Origin of the sequence: Pseudoalteromonas sp. SR45-5, assembly GCF_014163565.1 — a bacterium.
Lineage (GTDB): Bacteria > Pseudomonadota > Gammaproteobacteria > Enterobacterales > Alteromonadaceae > Pseudoalteromonas > Pseudoalteromonas distincta.
Window position 1 is genome coordinate 1 of sequence record NZ_JACJDN010000901.1, and the last position, 1186, is coordinate 1186.

Annotated in this window: 1 protein-coding gene; it reads right to left on the bottom strand. The window is 35.2% G+C overall.

Annotation, left to right across the window (positions count from 1 at the left end; translation table 11 throughout):
- Positions 1-1186, bottom strand: a 1186-nt coding sequence (locus tag H5072_RS19950; RefSeq protein WP_182694580.1) for a response regulator, incomplete at both ends; no start/stop codon positions are given.

Sequence of the window (1186 nt, forward strand, 5' to 3'; positions counted from 1 at the left end):
GTGTTTTAATGGGTTTTGCAACATGAGCATTCATGCCAATAGATAAGTATCGTGTAATATCATCTTTCATAACATTAGCTGTTAAGGCAATTATTGGAATATTTGCGATAGTTTCATCACTATCATTACGAATAATTTGAGTCGCCTCAACACCGTCCATGATAGGCATATGAATATCCATTAAAATTATATCAAACGGCTCTAACTTTACTGTTTGGATGCACTCTAATCCATTATCAACTAAGTAAACCTGAGCGCCGCTATTTTCTAGTATGTTGGTAACTATGAGTCGATTGATTGAATTATCTTCCACAACTAATACTTTAATACCCGCCAGCGACTGTTCACTCACAGTATTTACTTTAGGCACTTCATTAAAAAAACCTAACACTCTACTGCTCACCTCCTTATACAAGACACTCGAATAAACAGGTTTTTGCAAAATTGTGTTTATATTTATTTTGTTAGCCACATCATTAAGTAAAACCTCATGATCCCTTGTAAGTACAATTATATTACTGCAAAGCTGGGGATTAATATTATAAATACGCGTTAAAAATGTTTCACTACTCATCGCTGGCATTATCCAATCGACAATAATGACTTTAAATTTTTCTTTATTCTGTTCAATAATATCAATAGCTTGCTTAGCAGACGAGCACGCAGTACATGCTAAACCCATAGCTGTAAACTGATTTTCAATTACTTTAAGGTCCTCTTCATTATCATCTATAATTAATACATCAAACGGATCAGTAAAGATTAGGTTAGGCGTATCATCAATCAACGCCTGGTTGTTCAATTTAACTTCCACCGAAGCTACAAACTCACTACCCACACCTTGAGTGCTGTGTACTGTTATATCACCACCCATCAATTGGCATAAACTCTTACTAATTGTTAAACCTAACCCTGTACCACCAAACTTCCTAGTTGTAGAACTATCTGCCTGAGTAAATGATTCAAATAAATTACTAAGATTATCCTCAGCGATGCCAATACCTGAGTCTTTAACTGTAAAATATAAGCAAACACTTTGCGGATCGTCTAATAACTTTCTTGACTCAATTAAAACCGATACAGTGCCGTGAGGGGTGAATTTAATTGCGTTAGAGCATAAATTTAACAGCACCTGATTTATTCGCACTACATCGCCGATTAAGTCCAGTTTAACTGCCTCATCAAT